At 69.4% G+C, this 25712-nt stretch carries 22 protein-coding genes; 9 read left to right on the top strand and 13 right to left on the bottom strand.

Features of this window, described 5'->3' with window-relative positions; genetic code table 11:
• The first annotated feature begins 6 nt into the window (after positions 1-6).
• Together TY25_RS12870 and TY25_RS12865 are read left to right on the top strand one after the other, a co-directional pair.
• Complete coding sequence (locus TY25_RS12870) at positions 7-504, top strand: WKL family lipoprotein (RefSeq protein ID WP_042256190.1); 498 nt, start codon at positions 7-9, stop codon at positions 502-504.
• A 133-nt stretch (positions 505-637) separates the two neighbouring features.
• The gene (locus TY25_RS12865; protein WP_226887436.1) at positions 638-3943 is read left to right on the top strand and encodes an arabinosyltransferase domain-containing protein; all 3306 of its coding nucleotides are present in this window, start codon (positions 638-640) and stop codon (positions 3941-3943) included.
• A 48-nt stretch (positions 3944-3991) separates the two neighbouring features.
• Here TY25_RS12865 and rarD read toward each other — a convergent pair whose 3' ends face one another.
• Positions 3992-4924, bottom strand: coding sequence for an EamA family transporter RarD (gene rarD / locus TY25_RS12860; RefSeq protein ID WP_042256124.1), 933 nt, complete (start codon positions 4922-4924; stop codon positions 3992-3994).
• Between the two features lie 35 nt (positions 4925-4959).
• Here rarD and TY25_RS12855 point away from each other — a divergent pair, with 35 nt between their 5' ends.
• Entirely contained in the window at positions 4960-7383 is a 2424-nt protein-coding gene (locus TY25_RS12855; protein WP_042256123.1) for an HAD-IC family P-type ATPase, read from the top strand.
• Positions 7384-7463: 80 nt separating this feature from the next.
• Entirely contained in the window at positions 7464-8282 is an 819-nt protein-coding gene (locus TY25_RS12850) for a PhzF family phenazine biosynthesis protein (protein WP_042256122.1), read from the top strand.
• Positions 8283-8440: 158 nt separating this feature from the next.
• Here TY25_RS12850 and TY25_RS12845 read toward each other — a convergent pair whose 3' ends face one another.
• On the bottom strand, positions 8441-8980 hold the full coding sequence (locus TY25_RS12845) for a helix-turn-helix domain-containing protein (protein WP_042256121.1): 540 nt from the start codon (positions 8978-8980) through the stop codon (positions 8441-8443).
• Positions 8981-9017: 37 nt separating this feature from the next.
• Between TY25_RS12845 and TY25_RS12840 the strand changes: the two genes are divergently transcribed.
• Complete coding sequence (locus TY25_RS12840; protein WP_052382946.1) at positions 9018-9974, top strand: alpha/beta hydrolase family protein; 957 nt, start codon at positions 9018-9020, stop codon at positions 9972-9974.
• A gap of 12 nt (positions 9975-9986) precedes the next feature.
• Here TY25_RS12840 and TY25_RS12835 read toward each other — a convergent pair whose 3' ends face one another.
• From TY25_RS12835 to lspA, 3 genes are all read right to left on the bottom strand, one after another.
• Complete coding sequence (locus tag TY25_RS12835; RefSeq protein ID WP_042256188.1) at positions 9987-10634, bottom strand: hypothetical protein; 648 nt, start codon at positions 10632-10634, stop codon at positions 9987-9989.
• A gap of 91 nt (positions 10635-10725) precedes the next feature.
• Entirely contained in the window at positions 10726-11652 is a 927-nt protein-coding gene (locus tag TY25_RS12830; protein WP_029903332.1) for an RluA family pseudouridine synthase, read from the bottom strand.
• On the bottom strand, positions 11649-12332 hold the full coding sequence (gene lspA / locus TY25_RS12825) for a signal peptidase II (RefSeq protein WP_081868848.1): 684 nt from the start codon (positions 12330-12332) through the stop codon (positions 11649-11651). Before lspA ends, TY25_RS12830 begins: the two co-directional genes overlap by 4 nt.
• A gap of 88 nt (positions 12333-12420) precedes the next feature.
• Here lspA and TY25_RS12820 point away from each other — a divergent pair, with 88 nt between their 5' ends.
• From TY25_RS12820 to TY25_RS12810, 3 genes are all read left to right on the top strand, one after another.
• The gene (locus TY25_RS12820; protein WP_014983187.1) at positions 12421-13374 is read left to right on the top strand and encodes a hypothetical protein; all 954 of its coding nucleotides are present in this window, start codon (positions 12421-12423) and stop codon (positions 13372-13374) included.
• Complete coding sequence (locus TY25_RS12815) at positions 13371-14090, top strand: hypothetical protein (RefSeq protein WP_042256119.1); 720 nt, start codon at positions 13371-13373, stop codon at positions 14088-14090. Before TY25_RS12820 ends, TY25_RS12815 begins: the two co-directional genes overlap by 4 nt.
• 81 nt (positions 14091-14171) lie before the next feature.
• Positions 14172-14633 carry a VOC family protein gene (locus TY25_RS12810; protein ID WP_042256118.1) on the top strand — a complete coding sequence of 154 codons (462 nt, stop codon included), beginning with the start codon at positions 14172-14174 and terminating at the stop codon, positions 14631-14633.
• On the opposite strand, the gene TY25_RS12805 is transcribed toward TY25_RS12810, so the two are convergent.
• The 5 genes from TY25_RS12805 to TY25_RS12785 form a co-directional block, all read right to left on the bottom strand.
• Complete coding sequence (locus TY25_RS12805) at positions 14630-15064, bottom strand: QcrA and Rieske domain-containing protein (RefSeq protein ID WP_042256117.1); 435 nt, start codon at positions 15062-15064, stop codon at positions 14630-14632. The two genes, TY25_RS12810 and TY25_RS12805, sit on opposite strands and share 4 nt — an antisense overlap.
• Positions 15065-15079: 15 nt before the next feature.
• The gene (locus TY25_RS12800) at positions 15080-15649 is read right to left on the bottom strand and encodes a DUF6529 family protein (RefSeq protein ID WP_042256116.1); all 570 of its coding nucleotides are present in this window, start codon (positions 15647-15649) and stop codon (positions 15080-15082) included.
• On the bottom strand, positions 15639-16259 hold the full coding sequence (locus TY25_RS12795; RefSeq protein ID WP_342448141.1) for a hypothetical protein: 621 nt from the start codon (positions 16257-16259) through the stop codon (positions 15639-15641). The genes TY25_RS12800 and TY25_RS12795 overlap by 11 nt, the downstream gene beginning before the upstream one ends.
• A 354-nt stretch (positions 16260-16613) precedes the next feature.
• Positions 16614-17213: an NADPH-dependent FMN reductase gene (locus TY25_RS12790; protein ID WP_042256114.1), complete on the bottom strand. Its 600-nt coding sequence runs from the start codon at positions 17211-17213 to the stop codon at positions 16614-16616.
• A complete protein-coding gene (locus TY25_RS12785; RefSeq protein ID WP_042256113.1) occupies positions 17210-18109 on the bottom strand; it encodes an alpha/beta fold hydrolase in 900 nt (299 codons plus the stop codon). The genes TY25_RS12790 and TY25_RS12785 overlap by 4 nt, the downstream gene beginning before the upstream one ends.
• 116 nt (positions 18110-18225) lie before the next feature.
• On the opposite strand from TY25_RS12785, the gene TY25_RS12780 reads away from it, so the two are divergent.
• Entirely contained in the window at positions 18226-21513 is a 3288-nt protein-coding gene (locus TY25_RS12780; RefSeq protein ID WP_042256112.1) for an AfsR/SARP family transcriptional regulator, read from the top strand.
• Positions 21514-21673: 160 nt separating this feature from the next.
• On the opposite strand, the gene acs is transcribed toward TY25_RS12780, so the two are convergent.
• Genes acs through TY25_RS12765 form a run of 3 tightly spaced genes read right to left on the bottom strand, consistent with a single transcriptional unit; the run spans position 21674 to position 25654 of the window.
• Complete coding sequence (acs, locus tag TY25_RS12775; RefSeq protein WP_042256111.1) at positions 21674-23611, bottom strand: acetate--CoA ligase; 1938 nt, start codon at positions 23609-23611, stop codon at positions 21674-21676.
• A 52-nt stretch (positions 23612-23663) separates the two neighbouring features.
• Positions 23664-25301, bottom strand: a complete 1638-nt coding sequence (locus tag TY25_RS12770) for a monocarboxylic acid transporter (RefSeq protein ID WP_042256110.1) — start codon at positions 25299-25301, stop codon at positions 23664-23666.
• Entirely contained in the window at positions 25298-25654 is a 357-nt protein-coding gene (locus TY25_RS12765; protein WP_029892250.1) for a DUF485 domain-containing protein, read from the bottom strand. The genes TY25_RS12770 and TY25_RS12765 overlap by 4 nt, the downstream gene beginning before the upstream one ends.
• Positions 25655-25712 lie beyond the last annotated feature (58 nt).

The following is a 25712-nucleotide window of genomic DNA, read 5'->3' as shown; positions in this document are numbered from 1 at the left end:
GAGCAGTTGAAGCTTCGTAAGACTGGACGCATCGCGATCGCCGGTTTGGCTGTCGTCGCGGCGCTCGGCATGACCGCGTGCAGCGACGACAAGGACAGCAAGCCGGCCGCCAAGACCTCGACCAGCGCCAAGGCGTCGGCGACGGCGAGCGCGAACCTGCCGCCGGTCCCGACGCCAGTCGAGTTGAACGCCCAGTTGCAGCGGGCGCTCGACCCGTCGGTGCCGAACGCGGAGAAGCTGGACGGCGTGCAGGGCGCGGAGGCCGACCCGGAACTGCCGAACCGTCTCGCCGAGGCGGCCAAGGGCGCCAATGTCAATGTCGAGGTAACCGATGTGACAGCCTTCGGCGACAGCGTCAACGCCAAGGCCAAGGTCGTCCTCAATGGCCAGGAGAATATTGTCGACGTGCCATTTGTCGCGGAGAACGGCAAGTGGAAAATCCAGAAGGCGTGGGCCTGCGCCATGCTGACCAACCTCGGTCAGCAGTCCGTGGCCTGCAGCTAGTACCGCGGCCGTCGCGGTCGGCTCCGCATGGCCGGCCGCGGCGCGGTGGGATGCCAACCGCCGCGCACGCGATTCGGACGCATGTACCTGGCACTCTGTGTCGTCCGATGTTTTCGCGCTAGCATGCACCGTCGTGACTGTCTCTGACGCTGTGCGCGAATCTCCTCGACCCCCGGCACAGCATGGAGACCAGCAAGAACCGCGCAGCACGAACGGCGCCCGGCGCCTGCGGTTGCTCGCGATCGTCAGCGGTCTCATCGCGGTGCTCGCCGCGGTGTCGCTGCCTTTTCTTCCGGTGCAACAGGATCAGGCGAGTGTGTCGTGGCCGCAGGCCGCGGCGGTGACCTCGGTGACCGCGCCGCTGATCACCTACGCGCCGATGGACCTGTCCGCCGAGATCCCGTGCGCCGCCTTCGACGCGCTCGCCGACACGGGCGGCGTTGTGCTGTCGACGATTCCGCGGCAGTCCCCGGATCTGGAACGCTACGGCTTCGTCGTCAAGGTCGTCGCGGACACCGCGGACCGGCCGGGCCGGGTGGACGTGGTCTCGCGCAACATGCTGCTGTGGTCGTCGTCGCTGAGCGCGGTCCGCAACGGGTCCTGTGCGCTCGCGATCGAGATGAACACGCAGCGGACCACCGTGTCGGTGCAGGGCCTCGCCGATGCGGGCAAGGAGTTCGGCGGCGATATCCGCCCGCAGGTGGTGGGCGTGTTCAGCGAGCTGACCGGTGCGGCGCCGGCCGGCCTGCACGTGAATGTCCAAGTGGATTCCCGGTTTTCGTCCTCGCCGACCGTCGTGAAGCGCATCGCGATCGGGCTGGCGGCGTTGGCCACGGTGGTTGCCCTGATCGCGCTGTACCGCTTGGACAGCAACGACGGCCGCGCGTCGCGACGCTTCCTGCCCACCCGGTGGTGGCGGCTGCGGCCGCCGGACTACCTGGTGTTCGCCACGCTGCTGGTGTGGCACTTCATCGGCGCCAACACTTCCGACGACGGCTACATCCTCGGCATGGCCCGCGCCTCGCAGAGTTCGGGCTTCATGTCGAACTACTACCGCTGGTTCAGCGTCGACGAGGGGCCGTTCTATACGCCCTACACCGACATGATCTCGCTGCTGGCCCGGGTGTCGTCGGTGAGTCCCTGGGTTCGGTTGCCCACCTTGCTCGTCGGTGTCCTCGCCTGGTGGGTGATCAGCCGCGAGATCCTGCCGCGCCTGGGCGTCGCGCTGCGCGACAACCGAATCGTGGTCTGGACCAGCGCGCTGGTGTTCCTCGCGTTCTGGATGCCCTACAACAACGGCTTGCGCGCGGAACCCTTTGTGGCCCTTGGCGTGATCCTCACCTGGGCGTCGGTCGAGCGGGCCGTCGCGACCCGCAGGCTGCTGCCGTACGCCCTGGCGATCATCGTCGCGGCGTTCACCCTGACCGCCGCGCCGTCCGGATTGATCTGCCTCGGCGCGCTCGCGGCCGGCGCGCGCACGATGACCGCGGTGCTGGTGCAGCGGGCGAAGAAGTCCGGTTATCTCGCGCTGCTGCTGCCCGGGCTGGCGGCCGGCGTGGTGGTGCTGACCGTCGTCTTCGCGGACCGGACACTGGCCGGTGCCCGCGAGATGTTCTACGTGCACGGCCGGATCGGCCCCGGCGAGTCCTGGTTCTTCGAGTTCCTGCGCTACCAGTACCTGCTGCAGATCAATGCCGACGGCTGGCTGACCCGGCGGTTCGGCATGTTCGTGCTGCTGCTCGGTCTGGTCGCGTGCGTGGTCACGATGCTGCGCCGGGGCGGGCACATCCCGGGCACCGCGGTCGGTCCGTCGCGCAGGCTCATCGGCATCACCTTCGCGGCGATGGTGTTCCTGATGTTCTCGCCGACGAAGTGGACCCACCAGTTCGGCGTCTTCGCCGGCCTGGCCGCCTGCGTCGCGGCGCTCACCGCGGTCGCGATCAGCCCGCGGGTCATGCGTCCGCTACGGAACCGGGCGCTGTTCGCCGCCGCGATCTTCTTCGCGCTGGCGCTGACTTTCGTCGGTGCGAACGGCTATTGGTATGTCTCGGCGTGGGGCATCCCGTGGTGGGACAAGCCGCCGACTCTCGCGGGCTTCGGCCTGTCGAGCTTTGCCGCGGGGCTTTCGGTGCTCGCGCTGGTGCTCGCGGCGTGGTTCCACATTCGCCCGGAAACCGCGCCGCGCCCGGGCTCGCTGCCCGGGCGGATCGCACGCGTGCCCCTGCTCGCCGTGATCGCGGCGGCCATGGTGCTGTTCGAGGTGCTGTCGTTCGCGAAAGCCGCTGTTGCGCAATATCCGTCGTATTCGCTCGCGCAATCGAACCTGTCCTCGGCGGTTTCCGGCGGCTGCGGCCTGGCCGATCAGGTGCTGATCGAGACCGATCCCAACGCATCGGTGCTCAGCCCGCTGACCGGTTCGGCCGCGACGGCGCTGGCCAGCCCGCAGACCACCGGTTTCACCCCGAACGGGGTGGCGACCGACCTCACCTCCGACGAGGTCGAATCCACCACGGGCAAAGCGAATTCCGTCACCAGCGCCGATTCCGGCGATACCGCCGATCCGAAGGCGGGGTCGAAATCGCCGGGCTCGGAGACCGGTACCTCGGGCGCCGGGATCAACGGCAGCAATGTCCCGCTGCCGTTCGGTCTGGATCCGGCGGCCATTCCGGTGCTGGGCAGCTACCGCGACGGCGCGCAGGTGCCCGCCGAGCTGACCAGCGGCTGGTATCGACTTCCGCAGGACAGCAGCGGAAGTCGCGGTCCGATCATCGCGATCTCGGTGGCGGGCCGGATCCGGCACGTGGACAGCGACGGCATCGTGCACCCCGGTCAGGAGCTGCGCGTCGAGTACGGGCGGTCCGCGGCCGACGGCACGGCGGTCACCCTGGGCAGTGTCGATCCGATCGATATCGGGCCGTCCCCGTCGTGGCGCAATGTGCGGGTCCCGTTCGACCGGCTGCCCGCGGACGCCGACGTCGTCCGGATCGTCGCCAGTGACAAGGATCTCGGCAAGGACCAGTGGCTGGCGGTGACCCCGCCGCGGGTGCCGCAGCTGAAAACCATGACGGCCGTGGTGGGTTCGCAGACGCCGGTCCTGCTGGACTGGGAGGTCGGCATGAACTTCCCCTGCCAGAACCTGGCGCCCACCTATGCGGGCGTCGCCGAACTCCCGGTGTATCGGATCCTGCCGGACCGCAACGGCGCCACCATCACCAACCTCTGGCAGGCGCACGACGGTGGCGGTCCGCTCGGCTGGACCCAGCTCCTCTTCTCCGCCCGCGCCCTGCCCACCTACCTGAACAACGACTGGGATCGTGACTGGGGCTCGATCGAGCAGTACCTCCCCTTGGACGCCAACGCCCAGCCCGCGAAGGTGACGGTCGACGAGACCCGCCGCTGGGGCACCTGGACCCCAGGCCACATCAACACCGCCTGGTAACCGGCGGTCAGGACGTCTTCGTCACCCACCGGGACGTGGATTCACGCCTCAGGCTTCGGAGTCGGCCTTGCTGCTGGGGGCAGGGTCGTCTCGGCGGGCGGCGTGCCGGGTGCGGCGGGCGCGGAGCAGGGCGTGGGTGGTGAAGACGGCCAGGGCGGTCCAGATGAGGGCGAAACCGGCCCAGCGGGAGGCGGGCATCGGCTCGTGCGCGACGGCGACGCCCCAGGCCATCTGCAGGGCGGGCGTGAGGTATTGGAGCAGGCCCATGGTGGACAGCGGAACTCGCTGCGCGGCAACCGAAAACAGCAGTAGCGGCACCAGGGTGACCGGTCCGGTGGCCAGCATCAGTGCGGTATGCCCGGGGCCGGAGGCGAATTCGCTGCGGCCGAGCATCGCGAGCACGATCACGAAGGCCAGCGCGAACGGCGCGGCCACCACCCCCTCGGCGGCGATCCCGCGTAGCGCGTCCAACGGGATCACCTTCTTGACCAGACCGTACGTCGCGAACGAACAGGCCAGGATGAGCGCGATCACCGGCGGCCTGCCGTAGTCGACGGTCAGCACGGCCACCGCTGTGGCCCCGAGCCCGAGCGCGACCCACTGTGCGGGCGCCAGCCGCTCGCGGAAGATCACCACGCCGAACGCGACGGTGACCAGAGGGTTGATGAAGTAGCCCAGCGCGCACTCCACGACGTGCCCGGAGATCACCCCGTAGACGTACACGCCCCAGTTCACCGCGATCGCCGCCGAGGCCAGGGCGGCCAGCCGCCAGGTCCGCCCGTCGATCCCGCGCAGCTGCCCGAGCCGCCCGGTCGCCGCCAGTACCGCGAGCACCACCACCAGCGTCCACAGAATGCGCTGCGCGACCACCTCCGCGGCACCGGCGAACGCCAGCAACCCGAAGAACGCGGGGAACAGACCCCAGAGGAAAAAGGCGCTCGTACCGAACGCAACACCAGGGATAGACCGGTTCCGCTGCACGCTTGCGACGCTACTTCTCACGTAGCCTTGCGGTCATGTCGACTACCGTGCAGGCATCGCGTGCCACCGGACTGACCGCGGCGGAGGTCGAGCAACGTCGCCGCGACGGGCTCACCAACGACGTGCCCGATCGGGCCAGTCGTTCGGTGCGCGACATCATCCGGGCCAATGTCTTCACCCGGATCAACGCCATCCTCGGCGTGCTGTTCATTCTGGTGCTGTCCACCGGCTCGATCATCGACGGCATGTTCGGCCTGTTGATCGTCGCGAACAGCGCGGTCGGCATCATCCAGGAGGTCCGCGCCAAGCGCACCCTGGATCAGTTGGCCATCGTCAGCCAGGCCAAGCCGACCGTGCGCCGCGACGGCAAGGCGGTCGAGGTGGCCCCGCGCGAGGTGGTGCTCGACGATCTGATCGAGCTGGGTCCCGGCGACCAGATCGTGGTGGACGGCGAGGTGGCCGAGACCTCGCTGCTGGAGGTCGATGAATCGCTGCTCACCGGCGAGGCGGACCCGATCGACAAGCAGATCGGCGACCAGGTGATGTCCGGCAGCTACGTGGTGTCCGGCTCCGGCTGCTACCGCGCGACGAAGGTCGGCAAGGACGCGTACGCGGCGAAGCTGGCCGACGAGGCCAGCAAGTTCACCCTGGTGAAGTCGGAGCTGCGCAGCGGTATCGACACGATCCTCAAGGTGATCACCTACCTGCTGATCCCGGCGGGCGCGCTCAGCATCTACAACCAGCTGGTCTCCAGCAAGGAATCGTGGCGGCCCGCGGTGACCGGCATGGTCGCGGCGCTGGTGCCGATGGTGCCCGAGGGGCTGGTGCTGATGACCTCGGTCGCGTTCGCGGTCGGCGTGGTGCGGCTGGGCCGGCGCAAATGCCTGGTGCAGGAGCTGCCCGCGATCGAGGGTCTGGCCCGGGTGGACGTGGTGTGCGCGGACAAGACCGGCACACTGACCGAGAACGGCATGCGCCTGTCGGAGATCAAGACGCTGGACTCGTTCGCGGACAACGACGTCCGGCAGGCGCTGGCCGCGCTGGCGGCCGACGATCCGCGCCCGAACGCGAGCGTGCAGGCCATCGCGGAGGCGCTGCCGGACGGGCCGGGTTGGCAGCGCACCGCCGTCGCCCCGTTCTCCTCGGCCAAGAAGTGGAGCGGCTGCTCCTACGGCGAACACGGCGACTGGCTGCTCGGCGCGCCCGACGTACTGCTCGACCCGGCCTCCGAAGACGCCAGGGTGGCAGAGGAACTCGGGTCTTCGGGGTTGCGCATCCTGCTGCTCGCGCGCAGCGACCGTCCGGTGGACGCCCCGGACGCGCCGGGCACCGTGCGGCCCGCGGCGCTGGTCGTGCTGGAGCAGCGGGTCCGGCCCGACGCCAAGGAAACGCTCGAATACTTCGCCGACCAGAACGTGTCGATCAAGGTGATCTCCGGCGACAACGCCGTCTCGGTCGGCGCGGTCGCCTCCTCGCTCGATCTGCCCGGCGGCGATCACGCCGTGGACGCGCGCGAATTGCCCGACGACCGTGACCAACTCGCCGACGTGCTGGAGGACAAGACCACCTTCGGCCGGGTCCGCCCGGACCAGAAGCGCGCCATGGTGGCTGCGTTGCAGTCGCGCGGGCACACCGTCGCGATGACCGGCGACGGCGTGAACGATGTGCTCGCGCTGAAGGATTCCGATATCGGCGTGGCGATGGGCGCGGGCAGCCCGGCCACCCGTGCGGTGGCGCAGATCGTCTTGCTGGACAACAAGTTCGCCACCCTGCCGTACGTGGTGGGCGAGGGCCGCCGGGTGATCGGCAATATCGAGCGGGTCTCGAACCTGTTCCTCACCAAGACCGTCTACTCGGTGCTGCTCGCGTTCCTGATCGGCCTCGCGGGCGTCGGTTCGCAGATCTTCGGTTACGACCCGATCGGCTATCCGTTCCTGCCACGCCACGTCACCATCGCGGCCTGGTTCACCATCGGCATCCCGGCCTTCATCCTCTCGCTGGCACCGAACAACGAGCGCGCCCGCAGCGGATTCGTCCGGCGCGTCATGCGATTGGCCATCCCGTCGGGCGTGGTGATCGGTGTGGCCACCTTCGTGGCCTACCTGATCGCCTATGCGGGCCCGGAGGCCACCGAGCAGCAGAAGGAGCAGGCGGGTACCACCGCGTTGATCACGCTGATCATGATCGCGGTGTGGGTGCTGGCCATTGTGGCCCGGCCGTACGTGTGGTGGAAGGTGGTGCTGATCGGCGCCTCGATCGCGGCGTATGTGTTCTTGTTCACGGTGCCGTTCACCCGGGACTTCTTCAAGCTCGACCCGTCGAACGTCGCGCTCACCACGGCCGCATTCATTTGCGGCGCCGTCGGAATCGTGCTCGTCGAGGTGGCCTGGTGGGTGAGCGCGGCGCTGCTCGGCGACAAACGGGAACTGTTTCCGACCGCAAATAGTGCAGGAGCCTGACAAACTGGACATCTGACCCGGCGCGCCGCGAGAAGCCTTGTGCGAGGCGCGTATTCAGTGTTGGAGTACCTTCTCCCATTATGGAGGTACTGCTGCACCAGATCGACGCGTTCGCGGACGCACCGTTCTCGGGCAACCCAGCCGCGGTGATGCCGCTCCCGTCATGGCTCCCGGACACGTTGCTGCAACACCTGGCCGAGGAGAACAACCTCGCCGAAACCGCCTTCTACACCGCGGAATTACCGCCCGACGCGGGCGGCCCGCCGGGGGAGTGGCCCGCGTTCCACCTGCGCTGGTTCACCCCGGCGGTGGAGGTGGACATGTGCGGGCACGCCACGGTGGCCAGTGCCGCACAGATTTTGGAGGATATGCATCCGGGCGCCGATCGGGTGAGCTTCTTCACCCGCAGCGGCTGGCTGCATGTAGACCGCACCGACGACGACGAATTCGTGCTCGATCTGCCCGCCGTGCCCGCGGCCGAGGTGCAACCCGACGTCGTGCTCGTCGCCGCGCTCGGCGTGCGCCCGGTGCGCGCGTTCACCGGCGCGGACGAGGTGATCGTGGTGGCCACCGAACAGGAAGTCCGCGACGCCGAACCGATTTTCACCGCGTTCCCGCCGTTGGCGCGCGGCGCGATCGTCACCGCGCGCGGCGCGGACACCGACTTCGTCTCGCGTTTCTTCGCACCCGGTGTCGGCGTGTCCGAGGACCCGGTCACCGGATCGGCGCACGCGCAACTGGTTCCGCTGTGGGCGACCGAACTCGGCCGCACCGAGCTCACCGCCCGCCAGCTGTCCCGGCGCGGCGGCAGCCTGCGCTGCGAGCTCGTCGGCGACCGCGTGCTGCTGACCGGCCGCTGCCGCCGTTACCTGGACGGCGTTGTGCGCCTACCGGACTGACCGAATCCGCGCGACTCCGGCCCGCGCCGGAGTCGCACCGAGCCACCGCGGTGCCCCATGGCCGCACCGCGGTGAAATCAGGCCTCTGCCGGGATGACACGGGGTTGACTCATCCCGGCAGAGGCCTGCCCGAGTGTCGGCGGCACGCGCCGATCGAGTCACTCCCGCGGCGGCTCCTCGACGGGGAAGAGGATGGGGCTCAAGAGATATCGCGCACGCTGCGGGGAGGGCTCGTTGCCCAGGACCGGCACGATGGCGGTGCGCAGCGCACCGATGAGGTCTCGGACTTCGTTGTCGCTCAACCAGATCGCGTGCTGGCGGTAGCCCACGAGGTCGCCGGCGGGATCGGCGTCGTCGCGGTCGAGATAGGCGTTGAACTCGGCGAGCAGGGTGGTCATGGCGATCGCGAAGACACGGCGGTGGTCCGCGGTGGACAGGGCCGCGGCGGCGTCTTCGTCGATCACCGCGCGATCGCCGCGCAGCCGGTAGTGCCGCTCGAGCACGCCCCGAATCCGTTGCGTCTCGGCGACTTCCAGGATTCCGCCACCGGCGAGTAGATCGACGTGCCGGTACACCGTCGCCTTGGAGACATCGGGCAGCCGCTCGCACAACTGTGCGGTCGTCAGCACCCGCTCGCCGCGCAGGGCGTGCACGATACGCAGACGGACGGGGTGAGCCAGCAGTTCGGCGGAATCCATGGACTCGATGTTCTCATATCTGATAACGTTCTCAAACATGAGAACGGAAGAAGAAGTCGTCTGGTCCGCACCCGAATACGCCGACCCCGGCCGGTTCGATGAGCACGACATCACGGTCGGCGGGGGTGAGTACGCGGTGCCCGGCACGATGACCGTGCCCTCGGGTCCAGGACCGTGCGCCGGGGTCGTGCTGCTCGGCGGTGGTGGTCCGTTCGATCGTGACTGCACATTCGGGCCGAACAAGCCGCTCAAGGATCTCGCCTGGGGGTTGGCGAGCCGCGGCGTCGCGGTGGCGCGGTTCGACAAGGTCACCCACACCCACCCGGAGGTGACCTCGGACCCCGGTTTCACCGCGGCCGACGAGTACGTGCCACACGCCGTGGCCGCGATGGATCTGTTGCGTGCGACGGCGAAGGTCGACCCCTCGCGGGTTTTCGTGGTCGGGCACAGCATGGGCGGCAAGCTCGCACCGCGCGTCGCGGCCGCCGCGCCCGCCGTCGCGGGCCTGGTGCTACTCGCGGCCGATGCCGAACCGATGCATCGTGCTTCGGTGCGGGTGGTTCGGCATCTGGCCGCTGCCGCGCCGAGTGCGGCGGCCGAGGCGCTGGTCGAAACCTTCACGCGCGCTGCCGCAGTGGTGGACGGACCCGACCTGTCCCCGGCGACACCTGCCGCGACGCTGCCGTTCGGTATGGGCGGGGCCTACTGGCTGGACATGCGCGAGTACGACCAGGTCGGCGCGGCGGCCGCGCTGTCCCTGCCGATGCTCCTCCTGCAGGGCGAACGCGACTATCAGGTCACGATCGACGACGATCTGGCCCGCTGGCGCGCGGGTCTCGGTGCGCGCACCGACGTCACGATTCGTACCTACCCTGCCGACAACCACATGTTCTTCCCCGGCGTGGGACCTTCCACGCCCGCCGACTACGAACCGCCCCAGCATGTCGACCCCACCGTCATCGCGGATATCGCCGACTGGCTCTCTCGGCACTGAAAGGCAGTGCGACTAGCGGTCCGGCACCGGGCCGTCGTCGGGGCCGGGGAGGGCGGTGTCGAGTTGGTCGGGGAGCAGGGGGACGACGGCGAAGCGGCCGGCCACGGCGTCGGCGGGGAGGGCTTGCACGGCGCGGATGCCGTTCTGGACGGCCAGGTTTCGAAGGCGGTCGAGGGGGCCGCGGAGTATCAGGCCGACGGTGCAGGGGCAGCCGGCGCGGAGGCGGGCGGCCGAGAGGGCGATGATCCGAGTGGATCGTTCATCGGGTCCGGGGCGCGGGAGCAGCCAGGCCGCGGCCTCGGCGGAAGTGACCGCCGCCGCGTCGCCCGCGGGCACCGGGACGGCCACGAGCGGGGTCTGCACGCGTGGTATCTGCACCTGGTACAGCACCTGGGCGATGCGGAGGCCGCCGCTGTGCGGCGGGATCTGCTCGGGGGCAATGGCTTCGGTGAACGACACCAGGGCCCAGTGCTCGCCGTCGTCCGTGCCGTGCAGTGAATCCCGCGCCCGGGCAAGGTAATCGGCGACCTGTTCGCCACGCTCTGGTCCGAGCCGATCGGTGAAGACGCCCGCCTCGCGTGGCGGGTTCAGCACACCCAGCAGCACGACGAGACCGACGACGACAACGACCACGGCACCGAAGAGCAGGCCCCGGCGCAGCGAGCCGCGCCGCGTACCGGTTCGCGCCGCCGGAGCGGAATCGGCTTGCGCCCCACTGGAGTCCGACGGCTGTGAGTCCGGCGACCGCCGGTCACGCATTGCGCAGGACGTCCACGGCGTTCTTCAGATCGTCGGGGTATTCGCTGGTGATCTCCAGCCAGCGGCCGTCGGCCGGATGGTGGAAGCCGAGCGAACGGGCATGCAGCCATTGCCGTTCCAGGCCGAGCCGTTCGGCCAGGCGCGGGTCCGCCCCGTAGGTGAGGTCACCGCAGCAGGGGTGCCGGATCGCCGAGAAATGCACCCGGATCTGGTGGGTGCGACCGGTTTCCAGATGGATGTCGAGCAGGCTGGCGGCCTGGAAGGCCTCGATGGTGTCGTAGTGCGTGATGCTGGGGCGGCCGTCGGCGGTGACCGCGAACTTCCAGTCGTTGCCCCGGGCGCGGCCGATCGGCGCGTCGATGGTGCCGCTGCTCGGGTCCGGATGTCCCTGCACCAGTGCGTGATACCGCTTCTCGATGGTGCGCTGCTTGAACGCCCGCTTGAGCACCGTGTACGCGTGCTCGGACTGCGCGACCACCATCACCCCGGAGGTGCCGACGTCGAGCCGGTGCACGATGCCCTGCCGTTCGTGCGCGCCGGAGGTGGAGATGCGATAGCCCGCCGCGGCGAGGCCGCCGATCACGGTCGGCCCGGTCCAGCCGACGCCGGTGTGCGCCGCGACGCCGACCGGCTTGTCCACCGCGACGATGTCGTCGTCCGCGTAGAGGATGCGCATGCCTTCGACCGGCGCGGCCTCGATCTTCAGTTCCCGCTTGGGTTCCGGGAACACCACCTCGAGCCAGGCGCCCGCGGCGAGCCGATCGGACTTGCCGGCCGCGATCCCGTCGAGCTGCACGCTGCCTTCTTCGGCGAGCGCGGCGACCGCGGTGCGGGACAGGCCGAGCAGCCGGGACAGTCCCGCGTCGACCCGCATCCCGTCGAGCCCGTCGGGCACGGGCATGGTGCGTGTTTCCCTCATGCCGTGTTCCCTTCGGTGCCGGTCTTGCTCGGTGCCGCGGGCTCGACGGCACTGTCCTCGGTGGTGTCGCGTCCGGTCCGGGTGCCGTTCGGCTCGAATCCGAACACGGTCAGCACCACCAGCAGGATCGCGCCGCACACGATCGAGGAGTCCGCCACGTTGAACACCGGCCACCAGCCGATCGCGATGAAGTCGACCACGTGTCCCTGCAACGGTCCCGGCGCCCGGAACAACCGGTCCACCAGGTTGCCGAGCGCGCCGCCCAGCACCATGCCGAGACCGATGGCCCACCACAGCGAGCGCAGTGTGCGCCCGATCCGGATCACGCCGATCACCACGGCCGTCGCGACCAGGGTGAGCAGCCAGGTCATGCCCGTCGCCATGGAGAACGCCGCGCCGGGATTGCGGACCAGGCTGAACCTGGCGAAATCGCCGATGATCGAGACCGGCTCGCCCGGCTTCAGGTTCGCCACCACGATGCTCTTGGTGAGCAGATCCAGGGCGAGCAGTACCGCGGCGATGATCAGCAGAGTGCGTAACCGCTGCGGTGGGCGCGCCGGTGTGTCCGGTGGTGTTCCGCCCGGGCCAGGGGGTGTCGTGGACGGTGCGGATGGCGTGGCAGCCGCCGCTCCCTCAGCGGTCGGTGCGGGGTTCTCCTCGGGCGGCCGGTCATCACTCACACCCACCATCATCGCTCGAGCGACGCGACACCTTGTGCGGTGGTCACCCGCAAGTCCCAGCTGACACTCAGGAAGCGGTCGTACCCTGATGCTCGTGACGGTGTTGTCTTCCCCCCACATTCCCAGGCGTGCGCGCTCGGGTGTGCTGCTCATAGTGCTCGCGGTCGGCCTGACCACGTTCGGAACCGGCTGCAGCGACGGGGCTCAGTCGCGCTCGGAGGCCGACAGCACCGAGCCGCTCGGCTACGGAAAAGAAGTGACCGTGCCCATTCCGGCCGCGATCACCACCGTCGTGTCGCCCGGCGCGGAGCCGCGCTCGCTGCTGCGTCCCGACTATCCGGCGGGCACCGTGCAGCAGGTGACACTGCATACCTCGCACCGGATCGAGCAACAGATCAACGATCAGGACGCGCGGGACTTCTCCACGCCCGCGTTGTCGATCCCGATGACCGCGAAAACCGACGCGGACGGCATCGATCTCACGCTCGGCGCCGTCACCACCCCCGATCCGACGCTGGCCAAGGCGTTGACGAAGACCGACGGGTCGCACGCCGGTTTCGATCTGAGCGATCTCGGCGCGATCACCGCGCTGCGGCTCGAGCCCGCGCCGGAAACCTCGAACCCGGCCAGGGCCGCGCTGGAACAGGCCTTCTATCAAGCGGTCTACCGTTCGATCGCGTTCCCCGATCAGCCGGTCGGTGAGGGTGCGGTGTGGACGGTGCGCCAAGAGGTGACCGGTGGGGTCATCCTCGAACAGATCACCACCGCCACGCTGACCAAACGCGAAGGCGACCGGCTGACCATCGAATTGGACGTCACCCAGCAGCCGAAGTCGAAGGTGTGGAACCTGCCCAACGACGCGGGCAAGCTCGACATCCAGGACTACGTCATGCAGGGCACCGGCACCATCACCGTCGATCTCGGCTTGCCGCTGCCGGTGGCCGGGTCGATCACGGTCGGCGGGCACCAGGCCTATCACGATCCGCGCAGCGAAAGCGTGCTGCAGCAGACGATCGACACGCAGGTGTCGTGGACGGAATGACCCGTGGCCGCGGCCTGATGCTGGCCGCGGCGACCACCGCGTTCGTCTCCGCGTGCGGGTCCTCGTCCTCGTCCGCGCCGCCGGCTGGACCGGATCTGCCGCCGCTCGGCCCGGCCGCGACCGCCGCGCCGGTACAGAGTCCACCGGCCACCGACGCCGATCGGCTCTATCGGCAGCTGCTCACCGGCACCGATCTGCCCCGCGATTTCACCGCGTTGCCCCCGCGGGCCGACGCGCCGACCGGCGCGCAGACCACCCCGACCGATCCGGCCGACTGCGCGAAGGTGCTCACGCCACTGGGGGAGCAGCGGCCGGGCGCGCTCGCGCAGGCCGCGATCCAGTACGCGGGGCCGAACTTCTCCAGCATCGATATCGACGCGGCCAGCTATCGGAACGACGCGGTCGCGCCCGCGTTCGCGCAGGTGCAGGCGACGCTGCGGCAGTGCGTCCACTACTCCGGCGCCGACGCCACCGATATCCCGATCGACTACCGCGTCGGCGGCCTCACCCCGCCCCGCGCCGGTGACGCCGCCACCGCCTTCCAGGTGCGGACCAGCAGCGAAGGGCTCACCTTGCATTCCGCGGTGGCGATCGTGCAGGTCGGGGCCACGTTGGCGCAGATCGCGGTGACCGCGCCGGAAGCGGTGGACGAACGGGTGCTCAGCGAACTCACCGCGGCGCAGGTGCGCAAACTCCAGGGTGTCCCCGGCCCTTGATTCGACGGGATCGGCCCTGCTCGCGCGGTATCCGGGCATAGGCTCGGGGGAACAGCCAGTTCGCCTCAGCCGGAGGTTGCCATGTCCGAGGTCAAACCTGTTCCCGAGGGATACCCGGTGGTCTCGCCGGGGCTAGCGATCGACGGTGCGGCCGCCGCGATCGATTTCTACAAGCACGTTTTCGGCGCATCGGAGCGGATGCGCATGTCGGGGCCGGACGGCAAGGTCGCGCACTGCGAGCTGATGTTCGGCAATTCGCTGGTGATGGTCGGTGACCCGGCCGAAGAACTCGACTTCCGGGACCCGAAGCGGGTCGGCGGCACGCCGGTGAACCTCTACGTCTATGTCGAGGACGCGGACGCCGCCTTCGCCGCGGCCATCGGTGCGGGCGCGCGCGAGCTGACGCCGATGACCACGCAGTTCTACGGCGACCGCAGCGGGGCCTTCGAAGACCCGTGGGGTCACCGGTGGACGGTGGCCACGCATGTCGAGGACGTTTCACCGGAGGAGATGGACCGCCGGATGGCCGAGCAGTTCGGCTAGCCCGGCACCACCGAATCACCCACCACCCGAATAGTTTTCGCGGCCAATGGTCGCGGGGCCGGGCCGCCGGCCACCGTGCCGTCCAGCGCGTATCTGCTGCCGTGGCAGGCGCAATTGATGGTGCCGCCGGAGACGGTCGCGACCTTGCAGCCCGCGTGCGTGCACACCGCGGACAGGCCGACGAACGATCCCGCGCTCGGCTGGGTGATCACGGTGTCGCCGACGATCACCCCGCCGCCGACCGGGATATCGGCTGTCTTGGCGATCGCCTCGACAGCCGCGTTGCCGGGCGGCTCGGCCTGCACCGGTTTCGGCGCGGGCGCAGCGTCTTCCTTGCCGTAGGTGGTGCACGCGGTGAGTGCCGCGGCGGCGGCAACGGTGCTCGCCGCGACCACGGTGCGGCGAGTGAGCAGCGTTTCGTCGTGCGTCATGGGGTCGATCTCCGATCAGAAGGTGAGGCCGTTGTGCTGGAAGAACCACAGCGACGAGGTGAGCCAGAGTCCGGTGAGCCCGGTCAGCACCAGCCCACCCGCCGCCGGAATCACCCAGCCGGGCAACCCCTTTCGAGTGAGCAACAGCATCTTGGCGACGAACGCGCCATAGAAGAAGCAGCCGAGCAGCGAATGCCAGAGCACCCGGGCGTCGTAGTGCTGAAAACCCAAGGCGTACAGACAGTGCACCGCGACCGGCACACTCACCAGCACGGCCAGCCTGCCCGACCACACGTGCGCGGACCCGATCCACGACGGCGTCCGCCCAGGCAGCTTGCCGTACATCGCCAGCGCCGAACCGAACTGGCCGAGCGCGAGCACGAAAGCGAGGGTGGCCAGCCAAGTCTTCACCGCTTGCGGACCGGAGAAGCCGGCGACATTGACCGAGAAAGCCGACGGTTCATGCGTTTTCCCGTACACGCCGAGCAACACCGCCACCGCGGCACCGATCAGCAGTGCGACGGCGAGGGCCGCCGTACCGGATTGCGACCGTCCGGGGGATGCGGTCTCGCGCTCAGCCGACACTGTCGCCACCGCTCACCTTGTTCGCAATGATTTTCTTGCCGTCGACGATCGCGGTCGCGTCCGCGGCCAGGCCAGGGGCGGGCGAGGTGCTGCCATCGGCGGCCCGCTGGACGCCGGTGACCGCGCCGTTGCCGTCGACGATCCAGCTCTGCCGCACGCCGCCCTCGGTGTAGACATAGAGTCCGGCGGGCGATTGCACTGCCGCAGTGCCGAATTCCCACTTCCGCGCGCCGAGGGTGAGCGTGCCGGTGACGGTCTTGCCGTCGTAGCGCCCGTCCAGCCTGGCCTCGTTCCTACCGGTCAGCTTCAGCGTTCCGTCCACGGCAATGCCCTGCAACCAGGACTCGACCGAAGCCCCGTCGCAGGCATAGGCGATCGCCTTACCCCCTTCGACGGTGATCGACAGCGTGATCGGCGCACCCGTCGCCGGTGCAACGGTGCCCACATAGTCCGCTTTCGCCGGAAACTGCACCGGCACAGCCACATCGGTGGGCGGCGTTACCGGGACAACCGCACTCGTCGGCCCCACCGCCGTATTCTTTTCCGCCGCAGCGGGTTCGCTCTCTTTCGACATATTGACAACAACCAGCGCGATGCCGAGCACCGCCACCGCCGCCAGGGTGAGCCAAGGCCCGAGACGTCTCATAAGATCTCCTCGAAACACGGCCGCCAGACCACGCGCACCGCTTCCCCTATCTACGGCCCACCCACCCCACCGGTTCAACCCCGCCCGACATGCTCCCTCCAGCGTGCGTTCGCTCGTGCAAACGCCCGGCGCCCCCGTAGCGAGCGAACCGAGCATCGCGCGCGAAGGTAGGCGGACCAGCGCGAAGTTCGCCGCGGGCGAGCAGGCGACGCCACTGGACAGATGATCACCAGGTAATGGTGGCGGCAGCTACTCGAACGATGCCGCCACCAATACCTGGTGATCGCCTGTCCAGCAATACATCTGAATGGTGCTGGGTCAGGGGATGAAGGGGGCGGTGGTGCGGGCGGTGCGGAGGGCGGTGGCCCACCAGAGGAGTTGGTCGACGGTGGCGGTGGTGGCGGCTTCCAGGTCGGGGTCGCGGCGGGGCCAGGAACCGTTGGGGGCGAAGCGTTGCCAGGCTTTGGTGATGGTGAGGGTGCGGCGGATGGGGACGGCGTTGAGTTCGCCGAAGATCTGGCGGAGCTGGGTGGCGGCGTGCCCACCGTCGGAGTCGGTGCCGTAGCCGACGACGGTGACCGGCTTGGCGGCCCATTCGGTGTCGAACCAGTCGATCGCGTTCTTCAGGGCGGCGGGGAAGCTGCGGTTGTATTCGGGGGTGACCACGACGAACGCGTCGGCGGCGGCGAGCCGATCGCCGAACTGCCGCACCGTGATCGGCGCCGGTTCGTCGTGGCCGGCCAGCTGGTCGGGGAGCCCGGCCGTCGCGAGGTCGAGCCGATCCACCTGCAGGTCGCGGCGGCGCAGCTGCCGGGCGAACCAGTCGGCCACGGTCGGCCCGAACCGCCCGGTGCGGGTGCTGCTCTGGATCAGCACCACCCGCAACCGGTCCGGGTCGCTCCCGCGCTGCTGTGTCACAGCGTGTCCTTGACGGGGGCGTCGAGGAAGGCCGGGATTATCGGCAGCAGCAGGTCGGGCCGGTGCACCAGCGTGACGTGCGTGGTGCCGGGCAGGATGGCCAGCTGTGCGTTCGGCAGCCCGGCCGGGGTGTCGCCCATGATGCCGCCGCCGAAGAGCCGGAACATCTCGACCGCGTGCTCGGGCCGGACGATATCGGAATCGCCGATCACGGTCAGAGTCGGCGCCTTGATCTTGCGGGCGTCGTCGGGCGCGACCTCCGGGATGCCGTTCATGTCCTGCTCGCGCACCCGCTCGACCAGCTTCGGGAAGTCCTCGGGGCGCGGCGCGTTCTTCAGGTAGTCCTCGTGGAACGGTGAACCGTGCAGCATCTCGGGCTTCAGGTCGGCGAGCCCTTCGAGCAGTCCGGGATGCATGCCGCCCGCACCCAGCGACCCCGCCGCCAGGATCTGCTTGCGCACCAACTCCGGATTCTTCAGCGTGATCTCCAGTGCCACACCGGCACCCATGCTGTAGCCGAGAATGTCCGCCCGCTGCACGCCGATCTGCTTCAGTAGCGCCACGGTGTCGGCCGCCATCTGCGGGGTCCGCAGCAGGCGATCGATATCGGCGGTGCGGCCGTGCGCCTGCTGTTCCACCGCGATGACCTGGCGGGTCTTGGACAGTTCGGGGATCAGCTGGCCGAAGTCGGTGTCGATGCCCGAGAGCGCGCCGTGCAGCAGCACCAGCGGCGGCTGGTCGGTCGGGGCGCCGTGCACCTCGTAGTACATGTGCAGGCCGTTGACGTCGGCGTAGGCGCCGGGCGTGGACTTCTCGGGCTGGTCGGTGGTCGTGCAACCGGTCAGCAGCGCGGTGGCGGCGAGGGCGGTGGCGGCGAAGACGGTGGTGATTTTCATCGGAAGCTCTTTTCTGTGGGGTGTTCGTCCTGCGTTGTCACCAACTCTGCGCGGCCTGCCTTCCGGTTTGTTTACGGTGCGATTCCGCCGCTCGAGGGCATGGTTAAGCTGCCCGTATGCGGTTTGGTGTGCTCGGTCCGTTGACGGTCTGGACGGACGGCGGCACCGTCGTGCCGATTCCTGGGACAAAGGTGCGGGCGTTGCTGGCCGACCTGCTGGTGCAGCCGGGGCAACCGGTATCGAGTGACCGTTTGATCGACGACATCTGGGCCGACGATCCGCCCGGCAACCCGGCGGGCACCCTCGCTGCGAAGGCCTCGCAGTTGCGCCGGGCGCTGGAGGACGCCGAGTCCGGCGCCCGCGAGCTGGTGGTCTCGCCGCCACCCGGCTACCGGCTCGCCACCACGGCGGTGGACGCGTTGCGTTTTCGTGAGTTGGTGGCAACCGCGCGGGCGTCCACCGAACTGCGCGAGCGGGCGCGCACCCTCGCCGAGGCGCTCGCGTTGTGGCGCGGCCCCGCGTTCGCCGACTTCCGGGACGCCACATTCGCCCAGCCCGCCATCGCGCAGCTGACCGAGCAGCGCCTGGTCGCGGTGGAGGAACTGGCCGAGGCGCGGCTGGCTCTCGGCGAATACCGGGACGTCGCAGGGGAGCTCGCCGCCATCGTCGCCGAATACCCACTGCGGGAACGTCTTCGCGCGGCACAGCTGAAGGCGCTCTACGGCGCGGGCAGGCAGGCCGAAGCGCTGGACAGCTACGCGGATCTGCGCAGGCAGCTCGCCGACGAACTGGGTCTGGACCCCAGCCCGGAGCTGGTCGCGCTGCACGGCTCGATCCTGGGCCAGGATCTGCTGCTCACCGCCGCGCCGCCGGCGCCGGTGCTGCGGCGGCGCACCTCGAACATCCCCGCCCAGCGCACCGAACTCATCGGACGGGCAAGCGATCTCGCCGAGGTGCGGCGCGCGGTGGACGAGGCCAGGCTGGTCACGCTGACCGGTCCGGGCGGTGTCGGCAAGACCCGGCTGGCCCTGGCCGCGGCCGCCGCGCTCACCGACCGTTTCGCGCAGGGCACCTGGCTGGTCGAATTGGCGCCGCTGCAACCCACCGCCGCCGACGGCCCCTGTTTCCTCGTCGACGCGGTCGCGCAGGTGCTCGACATCCGTACCGACGACGGCGGCGATCCCGTCGAGTTGGTCCGCGCCGCGCTGGCCGAGCAGGAACTGCTGCTCGTTCTCGACAACTGTGAGCATGTCGTCGATTACGCCGCCGAGCTGGCGGAACTGCTGCTCGGCGCCGCGCCGAACCTGCACATCCTGGCGACGAGTCAGGAGCAGCTGCGTCTGCCCGGCGAAGAGGTCGTCACGGTCGAACCGCTCGCTGTGCCGAGTTCCGACACCGACCTGGCCGCCCTCGAAAATGCCGGTGCGGTCCAGCTTTTCGTGACCCGTGCGCGGGCGAGCGACCGTAATTTCGTGCTGGACGCGGACACCGCGGCCGCGGTCGCCACCCTCTGCCGCCGACTCGACGGCATCCCGCTCGCCCTGGAACTGGCGGCGACCCGGGTCCGCGCGCTCGGCGTGCACGAGATGGTCGCCCGGCTCGACGACCGCTTCCGCCTGCTGGCCACCGGTCACCGTGGTGCGCCGCCGCGCCAGCAGACGCTGACCGCGATGATCGACTGGAGCTGGGGGCTGCTGGACGAGACGGAGCAGACGGTGCTGCGCCGCCTGGCCGTCCACGCGGGCGGTTGCACCCTGGAGGCGGCCGAGATCGTCTGCGCCACAGGGGAATCGCTCGGCGACCCGCCTGCCGGACCGCTATCCGGCAACAGCGCGACCGCGTCCGGCCCCGGTATCGTGCTCGATCCGTCGACGGTCGCCGACGTGGTAGGGCGACTGGTGGATCGATCGCTGGTGCAAGCCGTCGGCCGGCGGTACCGACTGCTCGAGTCGGTGGCCGCGTTCAGCATGGATCGCTTGGCCGAAGCGAAGGAGTTCGATACGGCCTTCGAGGCGCACCACCGGTACTACCTGGAACTGGCCGAGCGGGCGGCCCCCGAGTTGACCGGCGCCGACCAACGCCGGTGGCTGCTGCGGTTGGACGCCGAGGTGGCGAATCTGCGGGTGGTACTGGATGGTTACCTGCGCGCGGGCGCGGCCGAGCACGCATTGCGGTTGGTGAACGCGCTCGCCTGGTACTGGTTCCTGCGCGGCCGGCTGGCCGAGGCGCGGCGCTGGTTCGAGGCCGCGCTGGCGCTAGGCGGCGCACCCGAACAGCGCGCGCCCGCGCTGGCCTGGCGGGCCGGATTCGCCTTTCAGCAGGCGGAATTCACCGGCGGCGCGGCCAAGCGGGCCGAGGTGTTCGCGGTGTTCGACACCATCGACGACCCGGCGGGGCGGGCCAGGGCCGAACTGTTCCTCGCCGTCTCCGCCCTCGATTCGGGCGACCTGCCCGAGCTGGAAGGCCTGGTGCGCCGGGCACTTCCGGTCTGCGAGCGGCTCGGCGATCGATGGGGCGTGGCCACCGGGCATGTGGCGCTGGCGCAGGCCGCGCACAGCCGCGCGGATCTGACGGCGCTGGCGCACCACGCGCGCTCGGCGGCGCGCCTGTTCGCCGAGATCGATGATCGCTGGGGCAGGCTCCAGGCCGCCGAATGGCTCGGTGGTCTGGCCGAATTGACCGGCGACCTGGCCGGCGCCGCCGACATCCACACCGAGGCTTTGGGTTTGGCGCAGGAGCTGGAGCTGTGGGGTCAGGTGTGCACCCATCTGTGCTGGCTCGGCTGGATCGCCATGCAGCACACCGAATTCGAGCGCGCCCGCGGCATGGGCGAGCAGGCGTTGCGGCTGGCCGCCGAGCACGGTTACGGCCCGAGCCGGGTGTTCGCCTCGATCGTGCTGGCGTTCACCGCGCGCCGGGTCGGGGAATCCGAAGTGGCCGAACGCATGCTGCGCGAGCTGCTGGCCATGACGCCGACGGAAGGCGAGGAGACGCCGCTGTTCCTGCCCATGTTGCAGGTCGAACTCGGCTACCTGCACGAGGAACGTGGCGAGTTCGCCGCGGCCCTCGCCATGCACCTCGACGCCCTCGACGGCGCCCAGCGCATCGAAGCGCCGCGCGACACCGCCTTCGCGCTGGCCGGTCTCGCGGCCGCCGCCGGCGCGCTCGGCGAATTCGACACCGCGGCGCAGCTTTTCGGGGCCGCGGAAACCGTCCGTGCAGCGAACGGCATGCCTCTGCTCCCGGCCGAACGCCCGGACATCGAGCGGCCTGCCGCGGCCGTGCGTGCCGCCCTCGGTGCGCCCGCGTTCACCGAGGCGCACACGGCGGGCGCGAAATTGACGGTGGCCGAGGCCAGGCAGCTCGCGGCGGCGTGCGCAACTGGGCCGACACCCCCGAGCTGAGCTGCATACGCAGGGGCGGACCCGATCCCCCTCATCGGTGGGTAACCGGGTCCGCCGTCAGCGGGTTACCCCGCAGCGATCGGGTCGAAAACCTCGGATCCTGGTCGCGAGGGACCCGGCCCGCCCCTCGTCAGTCGGCCGGGTCCGTCGCGGTGCGGGTTCACCCGCGGGCGATGGCCTCGAAGACCTTGGGGTCGACCAGGGTCGAGGTGTCGCCGAGTTCGCGGCCTTCGGCCACGTCACGCAGCAGCCGGCGCATGATCTTGCCGCTGCGGGTCTTCGGGAGCTCCGGCACGAGGTGGATCTCGCGGGGTCGGGCGATCGGGCTGATGTCGTGCGAGACCGCCGCTTTCAGTTCTGTGATGAGGGTCTCGCCGGTGTTCGCCGCGCCCGCGGCGAGGATGACGAAGGCGACGATGGCCTGTCCGGTGGTCTCGTCGCTGGCCCCGACCACCGCGGCCTCGGCGACCCCGGAGTGCCCGACCAGCGCCGATTCCACCTCGGCGGTGGAGATCCGGTGCCCGGACACGTTCATCACGTCGTCGACCCGGCCGAGCACCCAGAGATCGCCGTCGGCGTCGAGCTTCGCGCCGTCACCGGCGAAATACCAACCGGCGGTGGCGAATCGGGCCCAGTAGGTGTCGCGGAACCGGTCCATGTCGCCCCAGATGCCGCGCAGCATCGACGGCCACGGCTGGTCGAGCACGAGCAATCCGGCTGCGCCGCGGCCGAGTTCGACGCCGTCGTCATCGACGACCTTGGCCGAGATGCCCGGCAGCGGTGTCATCGCCGCTCCGGGCTTGGCGGCGGTGACACCGGGCAGCGGCGAGATCATGATCGAACCGGTCTCGGTCTGCCACCAGGTGTCCACGATCGGGGTGCGATTGCCGCCGATGACCTCGCGATACCAGCGCCACGCTTCCGGGTTGATCGGCTCGCCGACGCTGCCGAGCAGCCGCAGTGAGGACAGGTCGTGCGCGTCGGGGATCTCACGACCCCATTTCATGAAGGTGCGGACCAGCGTCGGCGCCGTGTAATAAATGCTGACGCCGTACTTTTCGATGATCCGGAAATGCCGGTGCTCGTCGGGCGCGTTCGGGGTGCCCTCGTAGACGACCTGAGTGGCGCGGTTGGCCAGTGGTCCGTAGACGATGTAGCTGTGGCCGGTGACCCAGCCGATGTCGGCGGTGCACCAGTAGATGTCTTGTCCGGCTTTGTGGTCGAAGACGTTGTGGTGGGTGTAGGCGGTCTGGGTGAGGTAGCCGCCGCTGGTGTGCAGGATGCCCTTGGGTTTTCCGGTGGTGCCTGAGGTGTAGAGGATGAACAGGGGGTGCTCGGCGTCGAAGGCCTGCGCCTCGTGCTCCGGCGAGGCATCGGTGACCGTGTCGTGCCACCAGAGGTCGCGGCCGTCGGTCCACGGCACCTCGATTCCGGTGCGCCGCACCACCAATACGTGCTCCACCGTGGCGGGCGCCCCGCCGAGCGCCTCGTCCACCGCCGCCTTCAGCGGCGCGGCCGTCCCACGCCGCCATTGCCCGTCGGTGGTGACGACCAGTCTGGCCTCGGCGTCGTCGACGCGTTGGCGCAGCGCGGTGGGGGAGAAGCCCGCGAACACCACCGAGTGGGTGAGGCCGAGCCGGGCGCAGGCCAACATCGAGACGATGGCCTCGGGCACCATCGGCATGTAGATGGCGACCCGATCACCCGCCCGCAGCCCCAGCTCGGTGAAATAGTTAGCGGCCCTGCATACTTCGTCGCGCAGTTCCCCGTAGGTGATATCGCGGGAGTCGCCGGGCTCGCCCTCCCAGTGGATGGCGACCTGGTCGCCGTACCCGGCGAGCACGTGCCGGTCGACGCAGTTGTAGGCGACGTTCAGCTTGCCGCCGACGAACCACTTGGCGACCGGCGCGTCACTCCAGTCCAGCACCTGCGACCACGGCTGCGCCCAGTCGAGCTTGCGCGCCTGCTCGGCCCAGAACGCCTGCCGATCCTCGGCGGCCCAGCTGTACAGGGACGCATCGGCATTCGCCAGGGCGGCGAACTCGGTGCCGGGCGGGTAGCCGGTGGTGTCGCGGGAATCAGTGGTGGCGCTGGACAACGCGATATCTCCTAACGGGAAAGCACGGGGGACAACGAGGATCGAGCAGCGGTCAGTGCGCGACCGCCTTCTCCGCGCCGACCCCGGTCAGCGAGCGGACCTCCATCTCCGCCGCCTTGGCCGGGTCCTCGTCGGGCTTGCCGATCAGGGTGCCGACGATGCCGAGCACGAAAGCCAAGGGGATGGAGACGATTCCGGGATTGGACAGCGGGAACCAGTCGAAATCGGACCCGGGCAGCATCGCGGTCTTGTTGCCGGACACCGCGGGGGAGAAGACGATCAGCACGATGGTCGAGATCAGGCCGCCGTACATGCTGAACAGCGCGCCGGTGGTGTTGAACCGCCGCCAGAACAGCGAGTACAGGATGGTCGGCAGGTTCGCCGCGGCCGCCACCGCGAACGCCAGCGCCACCAGGAAGGCGATGTTCTGCCCGTTCGCCAGGATGCCGAGACCGATCGCGATCACGCCGATCACCACCGCGGTGATCCGGGATACCTTGACCTGCTTGGCATCGTCGACCTTGCCGCGCTTGACGACGCCGGCGTAGATGTCGTGCGCGAACGAGGTGGCCGCCGTGATGGTGAGGCCCGCGACCACCGCGAGGATGGTGGCGAACGCGACCGCGGAGATGATGCCGAGCAGGATCACGCCGCCGAGTTCGAACGCGAGCAGCGGGGCCGCCGAGTTCTGTCCGCCCGCGGCGGCCAGGATCCGGTCCGGGCCGACGATGGCGGCGGCGCCGTAGCCGAGCACCAGGGTGAACAGGTAGAACGCGCCGATCAGCCCGATCGCCCACACGACTGATCGGCGCGCCTCCTTCGCGGTCGGCACGGTGTAGAAGCGCATCAGCACATGCGGCAGACCCGCGGTGCCGAGCACCAGCGCCAAACCGAGAGACAGGAAGTTCAGTTTCGAGGTGGCGCTGCCGCCGTACTGCGCGCCGGGCGCGAGCACGTCCCGGGCGGCCACGGCCTTGTTCGTCGAATCGGCGACGTGCTCCTGCGCCGAGCCGAGGATGTCGGACAGGTTGAAGCCGAACTTGGCGAACACCATGATCGTCATCAGCGCCGCGCCGGTGATCAGCAGCACGGCCTTGATGATCTGCACCCATGTGGTGCCCTTCATGCCGCCGACCAGCACGTACACGATCATCAGCACGCCGACCACGGCGATCACGACCGATTGCCCGGTCTTGTCGGAGATGTCGAGCAGCAGCGCGACCAGACCGCCGGCGCCGGCCATCTGGGCCAGCAGATAGAACAGCGAGACCGCCAGCGTGGTCAACGCCGCGGCGGTGCGCACCGGACCCTGCTTCAACCGGAAGCTGAGCACATCGGCCATGGTGAATTTGCCGGTGTTCCGCAGCATTTCGGCGACCAGCAGCAGCGCGACCAACCAGGCGACCAGGAAGCCGATGGAGTACAGGAAGCCGTCGTAGCCGTACACCGCGATGGCGCCGGCGATGCCGAGAAAGCTTGCGGCGGAAAGATAGTCACCGGCGATGGCGATGCCGTTCTGCGGGCCGGAGAAGCCGCGGCCACCGGTGAAGAAGTCGGCGGCGGTGGCATTGCTGCGGCTGGCGCGAATCACCACAACCATGGTGATCGCGACGAACACGCCGAAGATGGCGATGTTCGCCACGGGCTCGCCGACGGTGGCCGCGGCGGCGTAGGTGCTGAGGTGGTTCACGCCCGGTCCCCTTCGAGGTGGTTACGGATGGCCTCGGCGCGCGGATCCAGTTCCCGGTTGGCGAACCGGACGTACAGCGCGGTGATGACGAAGGTGGACACGAACTGCCCGAGCCCGAGCAGCAATCCGACATTGATGTTGCCGAAGAGCTTGTGCGCCATGAAGTCGTGCGCGTACGCGCCGAGCAACACGTAGCTGAGGTACCACAGCAGGAACAGGGCGGTCATCGGAAACACGAAGCGGCGTAAGCGCATTCGTAGCTCTTGGAACTGCGGGCTGGCCTGCACTGCGATGAACTCGGCTGCACTCGGGGTGCGCCGGGCGGCGTCGCCGTCGAGTTCGGTACTGGTCATGATGGTCCTAGCGTGTGACATGGCTTACTTGCTCTGCACCGTAGCCAGGCCCGCGTGC

This window comes from Nocardia brasiliensis NBRC 14402 (assembly GCF_000308475.2).
GTDB lineage: Bacteria > Actinomycetota > Actinomycetes > Mycobacteriales > Mycobacteriaceae > Nocardia > Nocardia brasiliensis.
Note: the sequence above shows the minus strand (reverse complement) of the source record. Positions and strands in the feature narration are given on the sequence as shown.